The following is a 10,167-nucleotide window of genomic DNA, read 5'->3' as shown; positions in this document are numbered from 1 at the left end:
CAAACGCTGCCTCACACGCTACGTCGCCCGAGAGCTCTACCGGCGCCTCGAAACCCCACCCCAACCACTTGACGCGGCATAGGAGCGTCCCACCCCGATCCACCCCGGCCCCCGGGCGGCGCCGCGACCGGCGGGGGCCGCGCGGCCCGGCTCAGCCGACGATGCGGTCCGACGGTGGGGTGAACTGGCGGGTGGGCTGGCCCTTGAGGCCGTCGCGGAGGGTCTGCGCCACCGCCTTGATCGGGATCTGCGACTGGCCGTCGCCGACCGCGTTGAACGGGTTGTCCGGGTCGGAGATGAAGCTCGCCGCCGCCAGCTCCGGGGTGTAGCCGACGAACCAGGCCGACCGGGTGCTGTCGGTGGTGCCCGTCTTGCCGGCCACCGGGCGGCCGACGGTGCCCCGCACGCTGTCCGCGGTCGACCAGCCGCCGCAGCTGCCGCGGGCCGGGGTGTCGCCGGTCGGGCAGCGGGCGGCGTCGGTGGCGGCGCGGGCGGCGTCGGCGTCCACCACCTGCCGGCAGCGCGGCTTGGCGACCTCGCGTTCGATCCCGGAGGCGGTCTTCCAGGTGGTCGGCGTGCCGTCCCGGTTGTAGATCGCCTGCACCGGGATCGCCTCGCAGTAGCGGCCGTCCGCGGCGATCGCGGCGTACGCGTTGGCCATCTCCAGTGGCGTGGCGTCGGAGACGCCGAGGGTGAACGCGCCCCACTGTTTCGCCTTGGCCGGGGACGCGTGCTCCCGGTCGACGTCGGTGCGCCAACGCAGCCCGAGCTGCTCGGCCAGGCGGACCGCCTTGTCCGCGCCGACCTGCTCCTCCAGCCACACGAAGTACGTGTTCACCGACTTGCCGAAGCCGGACCACATGGTCTGGTTGCCGCTCATCGCGCCGCTGGCGTTGGACGGCGACCAGCCGTCGTAGACCTCGGAGCGGTACCGGTGCGGTGCGTTGAACGAGGTGGACAGCGGCATGCCCGCGTCGAGCGCGGCCAGCATGGGGAACATCTTGAACGTCGAGCCGGCCTGGTAGCCCGCCAGGTCGCCGCCGCCGAGCAGGGGCGCCACGGTGTTCGGGTAGTTGGCCTTGACCTTCGGCCCGGCCTCGGGGTTGGAGCTCTGCCCGTTCTCGCTCAGGTCCAGCGAGTACGTCCGGTTCACCGCCATCGCCTTGACCCGCCCGGTGCCGGGCTCGGAGACCACGATGCCGTTGGCGAAGGGGCTGCCGGTGTTCTCCTTGGTGCCGACGTTCTGCTCGGCCGCCGCCTGGATCTTGGGGTCGAGGCTGAGCACGATCCGGTAGCCGCCCCGGCGCAGCTTGTCCAACCGCTCCAGCCGGTTCTCGCCGAACGCGGGCTGCGTGCTCCACCAGTTCTTCAGGTAGTCGCAGGCGAAGCCCCAGCTGTTCCACTTCTCGGGCACGGAGGCGCAGTCGTTCGGCGGGTACGTCAGCTTCAGCCGGATCGGCTCGGTCTTCGCCTGCGTGACGGCGTCCGGCGAGAGGTAGCCGAGCTGGGCCATCCGGTCGAGCACGTAGTTGCGTCGGCCGGTGGCGTCCTTCTGGTCGGAGCTGGCCGGGTCGTACTCGGACGGGGACTTGACCAGGCCGGCGAGGGTGGCCGCCTCGACGGGGCTGAGGTCCTTGGGGGCCTTGGAGAAGAAGATCTCGCTGGCCGCGTAGATGCCGTACGCGCGGTGCCCGAAGTACGCGGAGTTGAGGTAGCGCTCCAGGACGTCGTCCTTGCTGAGTTCCTTCTCCAGGTCCATCGCCATCCGCATCTCGCGGACCTTGCGCAGGCTGGTCTGCTGGGTGGCCTCCTGCACCTCCTTCGGCGTCTTCGCGCTGTCCCGCAGCGCCATCCGCACGTACTGCATGGTGAGCGTGGAGGCGCCCTGGGAGACGCCGCTGGAGCGGGCGTTGGCCACGAAGGCGCGGGCGACGCCCTTCGGGTCGACGCCCCGGTGCTGGTAGAAGCGGTTGTCCTCGGCGGCGACGATCGCCTGCTGCATGTTCGGGGAGATGTCGGCCAGCTTCGTGTACTGCCGGTACTCCTCGTAGAACATCGTCAGCACGGTCTTGCCGTCCGGCGCGTAGACGTACGACGTCTCGGCCGGCAGCGCGGTGGTGAGGATCTGGGTCTTGTGTTCCATGGCGTGCGCCGTGACCTTGGCGCCGAGGCCGGTGGCGGCGGCCACGGGGTACGCCACGGCGGCGACCACGATCCCGGCGATCAGTCCGGCGCGGAGGAGGGGGACGAGACGACCAGCGGCAGCAAGGGGTCGATTGCTCACACGCTCAAGTTATGACATTTCCGATTCGTACCTGAGAAATATTCATAAACGCCCGTGTGGTGATGCGGCCCACGCCGGGATCCGCTGTCCCGCGCGGCACCTTCCCGGCAGGATCGCGGACATGCGTGGTCAGCCGAGCGGGACCCTCCCCGAACCCGACCTCACCCACCACGGCGACGCCGAGGTGGGGCCGGGGCTCGTCGACCTCGCCGTCAACGTGCGACGCGACGCGATGCCCGACTGGCTGGCCGACCCGATCACCGCCGCGCTCGGCGACCTCGCCGCGTACCCCGACCCGGGGCCGGCCCGGGCCGCCGTCGCGGCCCGGCACGGCCGCCCGCCGGCCGAGGTGCTGCTGACCGCCGGCGCGGCCGAGGGCTTCGTGCTGCTCGCCCGGGCGCTGGCCGGCGTACGCCGACCGGTGGTGGTGCACCCGCAGTTCACCGAGCCCGAGGCGGCGTTGCGCGCCGCCGGACACCAGGTCGAGCGGGTGCTGCTCGACGCGGACGACGACTTCCGGCTCGACCCGGCCCGGGTGCCCGCCGACGCCGAGCTCGTGATGATCGGCAACCCGACCAACCCGACGTCGGTGCTGCACCCCGCCGGCGACCTGGCCGCCCTGGCCCGACCCGGCCGGGTGCTGGTGGTCGACGAGGCGTTCGCCGACACCACCGTCGCCCCCGGCGTGGCCGGCGAACCGGAGTCGCTGGCCGCGAGGCGGGACCTGCCCGGCCTGCTGGTGGTCCGCAGCCTCACCAAGACCTGGGGCCTGGCCGGCCTGCGCATCGGCTACCTGCTCGGCGAGGCGGACCTGCTGGCGCGGCTGGCCGCCGTCCAGCCACTCTGGGCCGTCTCCACCCCCGCCCTGGCCGCCGCGTCGGCCTGCGCCACGCCCGTCGCGGTCGAGGCCGAGCGCGCCATCGCCGCCCGGCTCGCCGCCGACCGCGACCACCTGGTCGCCCGCCTGTCGGCCCTGCCCGGCGTACGCGTCGCCGGCCGCCCCGCCAGCGCGTTCGTGCTGGTGCACGTCCCCGGGGCCGCCGACGTGCGGGTCGCCCTGCGGGAGCGCGGCTGGGCGGTACGCCGGGGCGACACGTTCCCCGGCCTAGGCCCGGACTGGCTACGCATCGCCGTGCGCGACACGGCCACCACCGACGCGTTCACCGAGGTACTGGCAGAGATCCTGGAGGCGTGATGCTGGAGACCACGATCGCGGCGATCCGGCCGCCCGACGAGCCGGCCATGGCCGCCGCCCGGGAGTTGCAGGGGCGGCTGACGAAGCCCGCCGGCTCCCTCGGCGCCCTGGAGGAGCTCGCCGTACGCCTCGCAGGGCTGGCCGGGCACTGCCCGCCGCCGCTGCCCGAGCCGGCCGCGGTCGCGATCTTCGCCGGTGACCACGGCGTGCACGCCCAGGGGGTGACCCCCTGGCCGCAGGAGGTCACCGCGCAGATGATCGGCAACTTCCTGGCCGGCGGCGCGGTGGTCAACGCGTTCGCCCGGCAGGCCGGCGCCTCGGTCACCGTGGTCGACGTCGGCGTGGCCACCCCGCTCACGGTCGCCGAGCCGGGCGGGGAGGCCGTTGGAGCCCCACCGGCCCGCGACGCGCCCCGGCTGGTGGCGGCGAACGTCCGCCCCGGCACCCGGGACCTGGCGGTGACCGCCGCGCTCACCCGCGACGAGGCCCGCGCGGCCGTCGAGACCGGCATCCGGGTGGCCGACGAGCTGATCGACGCGGGCGCCGGCATCCTGCTCACCGGGGACATGGGCATCGGCAACACCACGCCGGCCGCCGCCCTGATCGCCGCGTTCACCGGCATCGACCCGGCGGAGACGACGGGCCGGGGCACCGGGGTCGACGACCCGACGTACGCCCGCAAGGTCGACGTGGTGCGGGCAGCGCTGCGCCGGCACGCCCCCGACCCGGCCGACCCGCTGGGCGTGCTGGCCGCCGTCGGCGGGCTGGAGCACGCCGCGCTGGCCGGGCTGATCCTGGGCGCCGCCGCCCGCCGCACGCCGGTGCTGCTGGACGGGGTGATCGCGGTCGCGGCGGCCCTCGCCGCGGCGGCCCTCGCGCCGCACGCCGTGGCCGCCATGGTGGCCGGGCACCGCTCCGCCGAGCCGGGGGCCACGGTCGCGCTGCGCCGGCTGGGCCTGGAGCCGCTGATCGACCTCGGGCTGCGCCTGGGCGAGGGCACCGGCGCGCTGCTCGCGCTGCCGGTGGTCACCGGCGCGGTCCGGGTGCTGCACGAGGTGGCCACGTTCGACTCGGCGGGGGTGGCCGAGAAGTGAGCGACCGGAGCGAGCGGACCGACCGGCCCGCAGGCGTGTCGCGTCCCGCCGCCGGCGAGCAGGGCGGGGCGGCGGCGTGAGCGGCAACCCGTACCCGCTCGGCCTGCGGCTCGCCGGCCGCCGGGTGGTCGTGGTGGGCGGGGGAGCGGTGGCCACCCGGCGGGTGCCGGCCCTGCTCGACGCCGGCGCGCACGTCTTCCTCGTCGCGCCCGAGCTGACCCCGGCGCTGCGCGCGCATGTCGACGCCGGACGGCTGCACTGGGCGCCGCGCCGGTTCGCCCCCGACGACCTGGACGGCGCGTGGCTGGTCCAGGTCGCGGTCGACGACCCGCTCGCCGCCGCGTCGGTCAGCGCCGCCGCCGCCGAGCGCCGCATCTTCTGCGTACGCGCCGACGACCGGGCCGCCGCCACCGCCTGGACGCCGGCGGTGACCCGGCACGGGCCGGTGACCGTGGCGGTGCTCGGCGGAGGCGACCCGCGCCGGGCGATGGCCGTCCGCGACGCCGTCCGCGCCCTCCTGGATGTGAGGAAGGGCCCCCTGTCAACGCCTGCGGCAGAGGAAGGGTCCCTTCCTTCCACACAGGGTGGGCGGGTCGCGTTGGTGGGGGCCGGTCCGGGGGACCCGGAGCTGATCACCGTCAAGGGCTGGCGGCTGCTCACCGAGGCGGACGTGGTGGTCGCCGACCGGCTCGTCCCGGGGCTGCTCCTCGACGAGCTGCGTCCCGACGTCGAACTCGTGGACGCCTCCAAGATCCCGTACGGCCCGTCCCGGGGCCAGGAGGAGATCAACCGGATCCTCGTGGACCGCGCCCTGGCCGGGAAGTTCGTGGTACGGCTCAAGGGCGGCGACCCGTACGTCTTCGGCCGGGGCGGCGAGGAGCTGCTGGCCTGCGCGGCGGCCGGCGTGCCGGTGACCGTGGTGCCCGGCGTGACCAGCTCGATCGCGGCTCCGGCCGCGGCGGGCGTCCCGGTCACCCATCGGGGGGTGGCCCACGAGTTCACCGTGGTCTCCGGGCACGTCGCACCCGACTCGCCGGCCTCCCTGGTCCGGTGGGAGGCGCTGGCCGGGCTGCGCGGCACGCTTGTCGTGCTGATGGGGCTGAAGAACCTCGCGGCGATCACCGCGACGCTGATCGCGCACGGCAAGCCCGCGGAGACACCGGCCGCCGTGGTGCAGGAGGCGACGACCGGGGCGCAGCAGGCGCTCCGCTCCACGCTCGGCGCGGTGGCCGCCGACGTGGCGGCCGCCGGGCTGCGCCCGCCCGCGGTGGTGGTGCTGGGGGACGTGGTCGAGGCCCTCGCCGACGGGGCTGGGCTTGAGGGATTTCCGGGGAGCCCGCTCGCTCCGGGCGGTCAGGCTTGATCCCTCCGCGAGCGGGCTGCCCGGAAATCCCCGGTGGGCGTTGCCCGTAAGGCGGCTCGGGTTCGACCGGGCAGAGTGATGGGATGAACGACGGCGGCCGGAGACTCTGGGGAGTCTCCGGCCGCCGTTCTTGCTGGTCAGGTCACTGCTTGAGCATGTTGTCCAGCAGCAGGGCGCAGCGGATCAGGCCGAGGTGGCTGTAGGCCTGCGGGTGGTTGCCCAGCCCGCGCTCGGCCATCGGGTCGTACTGCTCGGGCAGCAGGCCGGTCGGGCCGGCGGTGTCCACCATCTGCGAGAACAGCTCCTCGGCGTCGGTACGCCGCCCGGTGCGCAGGTACGCCTCGATGAGCCACGCCGTGCAGATGTGGAAGCCGCCCTCGCGCCCGGGCAGGCCGTCGTCCCAGTGGTAGCGGTAGACGACCGGGCCGCTGCGCAGGTCCGCCTCGATCCGCAGGACGGTGGAGAGGAAGCGCGGGTCGTCGCCGGGGAGCAGGCCGGAGAGCCCGATCCACAGCGACGAGGCGTCCATGTCCTCGTCCCCGTACGCCACGCTGTAGGCCTCGACGGTCTCGTGCCAGCCGTACTCCAGCACGTTGGCGCCGATGCGGTCGCGCAGTTCCACCCACTCCGGCCGGTCCTCGCCGCCGTGCTGGCGCATGACGTGCAGCGCCCGGTCGACGGTCATCCAGCACATCACCTTCGAGAAGATGTGGTGCCGTGGGGGGAGGCGGGCCTCCCAGATGCCGTGGTCGGGCTCGTGCCAGCGGCGGCGGACCGCCTCGACCATGTTGTCGAGCACCCGCCACTCGTCCTCGCGGACGGAGCCGCGGGCGTCGGCCACGGCCGCGATCAGGTCCGCGATCGGGCCGAAGACGTCGAGCTGGAGCTGGTGGTTGGCGAGGTTGCCGACCCGGACGGGCCGGGAGCCGGCGTAACCGGGCAGGGTGTCGATGACCGCCTCGGCGCCCAGCTCGTAGCCGTCCACCGTGTAGAGCGGGTGCAGCCGCTCCGGGTGCCCGCCGGTGCGCTCGATGCACCCGTCGACCCAGCGCAGCAGCGCCTCGGCCTCCTCGATCGAGCCCAGGTCGACCAGGGACCGCGCGGTCATCGCCGCGTCCCGCAGCCAGCAGTAGCGGTAGTCCCAGTTGCGGACGCCGCCCAGCTCCTCCGGCAGCGAGGTGGTCGCGGCGGCCAGGATCGAGCCGGTGGCCTCGTGGCAGAGCCCGCGCAGGGTCAGCGCGCTGCGGACCACCAGGTCCCGGGCGGTGCTCGGCAGCCGCAGGGTGGCCACCCAGTCCTTCCAGGGCTGCTCGGCCAGGGCCTGCCGCTCGTGGACCGACATCCGGTGGTGTTCCAGGCTGTGCGTGCCGAAGCGCAGCTCCAGCACGACCTGCCCACCGGAGGCGGAGAGGTCGACGACCGCCTTGGCCGTCTCGTAGCCGCCGTCGTTGGTGACCTGCCACTCGACCCCGGGCGAGTAGAGCGCGACCGGCTCGTTGGAGCCGAGCACCAGCAGGCCGTCGCCGACCGGCTGCAACTGCACCGCGACCTGACCGAACTCGGGCCGGGGCGCGAACTCCAGGCGGGCCCGGCCCGAGCCGGTGAGCACCCGGACCATTGTCGAGTCGCCGGTCACGACGGCCGGGCCGTCCGGCGTGGTCTCCCGGGCCGGCTTGTCCAGCCAGTCGGTGACGGTCAGACCCGACCACCGGGTCTCGACGGTCATCGTCCCCGAGCGGTAGCGCTGCCCGAGCGGGATGCCCCCGCGTTCCGGGGCCACGCTGAAGTGCCCGGCGGGGCTGCCGCCGACCAGGTCGGCGAAGATCGCCGCCGAGTCCGGCTTGGGGTGGCAGAGCCAGGTGACCTTGGCCTCGGGGGTGAGCAGGGCCACGGTCCGCCCGTTGGCCAGCATCGAGTGCCGCTCGATGGGCACCGCGCGCTCGCCGAAGAGCCAGTGCCGCCGGGTCTCCAGCAGCAGGCCGAGGGCGCGGGCGGCCTCGATCGGCTCGGCGACCCGGTAGCCGGCCCGGGTGTCGCCGGGGCCGATCTTGATGCCGACGTCCGGCCCGTGCAGGTTGCCGAAGGCGTTCTCGTCGGTGACGTCGTCGCCGATGAAGAGCACCGCGCTGGCGGAGAGCTGGGTGCGCAGCTGGTCGACGGCCGTGCCCTTGTGCGTGGCGACCACCGACAGTTCGATGACCTCCTTGCCCTGGGTGACCGTGACGTCGTCCCAGGTGGCGGGGCCGCTGCGGACCGCCTCGATGGCGGCAGCCGCGATCTCGGGGGCCACCCCGCGGGTGTGCACCGCGACGCTCGCCGGCTTGCGCTCCAGCCGGATGCCCGGGTGGGACGAGGCGATCTCGCGCAGGGCGTCGCGCAGCCGGGTGCGGACCGCGATCAGCTCGGGGGAGAGCCGCTCGACGAAGCCGATGTCGAACTCGGAGCCGTGGCTGCCGACGAGGTGGACCTCGCTGGGCAGCCGGGAGAGGGCGGCCAGGTCGCGCAGGGCCCGCCCGGAGACCACCGCCACGGTGGTCTGGGGCAGGGCGGCCAGCGCCCGGACGGCCGCCACCGACTCCGGCAGCGGCACGGCCTTGCTCGGGTCCTCCACGATCGGCGCCAGGGTGCCGTCGTAGTCGCAGGCGATCAGAAGCTGGGGTACCCGGGCGATGCGGCCGATGGCCGCCCGCAGTTCCGGGTCCATCGTGCCGGCCGCCGGGGTGACGATCTCGCTGGCGGCGTTCACGCGTCCTCCGGTTGAGGCACACCGAGCTCGGTGAGGAAGGACTTCGCCCAGTGCCCCACGTCGTGGGTGCGAAGATGGCGTTGCATTGTCCGCATTCTGCGGCGTGCCTCCGGCTTCTCGACGTGCACGGCCCTCAGCAGGGCGTCCTTGACCGCGTCAGGGTCGTGCGGGTTACACAGGAACGCCTGACGCAGCTCGGTGGCGGCGCCGGCGAACTCGCTGAGCACGAGTGCACCGCCCTGGTCGGCGCGCGATGCGACGTACTCCTTGGCTACCAGGTTCATTCCGTCTCGCAGCGGGGTCACCATCATCACGTCGGCGGCGGCGTACATCGCGGCGAGTTCAGTGCGACTGTACGACTGATGCAGATAATGCACCGCCGGCACGCCGACCCTGCCGAATTCGCCATTAATCCGGCCGACCTCCCGCTCCACCTTCACGCGTAGTGCCTGGTAGTGCTCCACGCGCTCACGGCTGGGCGTGGCGACCTGCACCATGACCGCGTCGGGAACTGTCAACTTTCCGTCAGCCAGCAGTTCGCGGAAGGCCTTGAGCCGCAACTCGATGCCCTTGGTGTAGTCGAGCCGGTCGACGCCCAGGATGATCGTCTTCGGGTTGCCCAGCTCCTCGCGGATCTCCTTCGCCCGGGCCTGGATCGCCGGGTCGGCGGCCAGCCGCTCCATCTCCTTCGTGTCGATGGAGATCGGGAACGCGCCGGCCTTCACCTGGCGCCCGTCGACCTGGATCATCTGCCCCTCGTAGCGCAGCCCGAGCAGGTGCCGGGCCAGCCGGACGAAGTTCTGCGCGGCGAGGCGCTGCTGGAACCCGACCAGGTCGGCGCCGAGCAGGCCGCGCAGGATCTCGGTGCGGAACGGCATCTGCATGAACAGCTCGATGGGCGGGAACGGGATGTGCAGGAAGAAGCCGATCCGCAGGTCGGGCCGCAGCTCGCGGAGCATCGCCGGGACGAGCTGGAGCTGGTAGTCCTGCACCCAGACCGTCGCCCCCTCGGCCGCGACCTCCGCCGCGGCCTCCGCGAAGCGGGCGTTGACCAGGCGGTACGCCTCACGCCAGCGGCGCTTGTAGGCGGGCGTCTCCACCGCGTCGTGGTAGAGCGGCCAGATCGTCGCGTTGGACTGGCCCTCGTAGTAGCGCTCCAGCTCCTCCGCGCTCAGCGGCACCGGGTGCAGCCGGATGCCCTCCAGGTCGAAGGGCTCGGGGGCGGCACCGGTGCCGCCGGCCCAGCCGACCCAGGTGCCCTGGTGCTCGGCGAGGACGGGGTGCAGTGCGGTCACCAGCCCCCCGGGGCTGCGACGCCACTGCCGTCCTTCGGGGGTGCTCACCTCGTCGACGGGTAGCCGGTTCGCCACTACGACAAAGGAGCTGCGGACGGTCACGTTCGGCCACCTCCGGGTGCTGACGGGTCAACCGCGAATGAGCGTACTGAGCGTAGCTGCGGCTTCTGGGGCCCCGTGCCGGAGTCAC

The 10,167-nt window shown here is 73.7% G+C and carries 6 protein-coding genes; 3 read left to right on the top strand and 3 right to left on the bottom strand.

The annotated features are described in order from the left end of the window. Positions 1–151 precede the first annotated feature (151 nt). Positions 152–2,284, bottom strand: coding sequence for a transglycosylase domain-containing protein (locus ACGFNF_RS30100; RefSeq protein WP_393172285.1), 2,133 nt, complete (start codon positions 2,282–2,284; stop codon positions 152–154). 121 nt (positions 2,285–2,405) lie between these two features. On the opposite strand from ACGFNF_RS30100, the gene cobC reads away from it, so the two are divergent. From cobC to cobA, 3 genes are all read left to right on the top strand, one after another. After that, positions 2,406–3,479, top strand: coding sequence for an Rv2231c family pyridoxal phosphate-dependent protein CobC (gene cobC, locus ACGFNF_RS30095; RefSeq protein WP_393172283.1), 1,074 nt, complete (start codon positions 2,406–2,408; stop codon positions 3,477–3,479). Next, entirely contained in the window at positions 3,479–4,573 is a 1,095-nt protein-coding gene (cobT, locus tag ACGFNF_RS30090) for a nicotinate-nucleotide--dimethylbenzimidazole phosphoribosyltransferase (RefSeq protein WP_357580492.1), read from the top strand. The genes cobC and cobT overlap by 1 nt, the downstream gene beginning before the upstream one ends. A 76-nt stretch (positions 4,574–4,649) precedes the next feature. Next, positions 4,650–5,936, top strand: coding sequence for a uroporphyrinogen-III C-methyltransferase (cobA, locus tag ACGFNF_RS30085; protein ID WP_393172281.1), 1,287 nt, complete (start codon positions 4,650–4,652; stop codon positions 5,934–5,936). Between the two features lie 142 nt (positions 5,937–6,078). Here the strand turns inward: cobA and otsB are convergent, their stop codons facing one another. Both otsB and ACGFNF_RS30075 read right to left on the bottom strand, forming a co-directional pair. Next, positions 6,079–8,640, bottom strand: a complete 2,562-nt coding sequence (otsB, locus tag ACGFNF_RS30080; RefSeq protein ID WP_393172289.1) for a trehalose-phosphatase — start codon at positions 8,638–8,640, stop codon at positions 6,079–6,081. A gap of 38 nt (positions 8,641–8,678) precedes the next feature. After that, positions 8,679–10,079: a trehalose-6-phosphate synthase gene (locus ACGFNF_RS30075; protein ID WP_357580906.1), complete on the bottom strand. Its 1,401-nt coding sequence runs from the start codon at positions 10,077–10,079 to the stop codon at positions 8,679–8,681. Between the last annotated feature and the right edge of the window lie 88 nt (positions 10,080–10,167).

This window comes from Micromonospora sp. NPDC048868 (assembly GCF_043198195.1).
Lineage (GTDB): Bacteria > Actinomycetota > Actinomycetes > Mycobacteriales > Micromonosporaceae > Micromonospora > Micromonospora reichwaldensis.
This window is presented reverse-complemented; position numbering and strand designations above follow the sequence as displayed.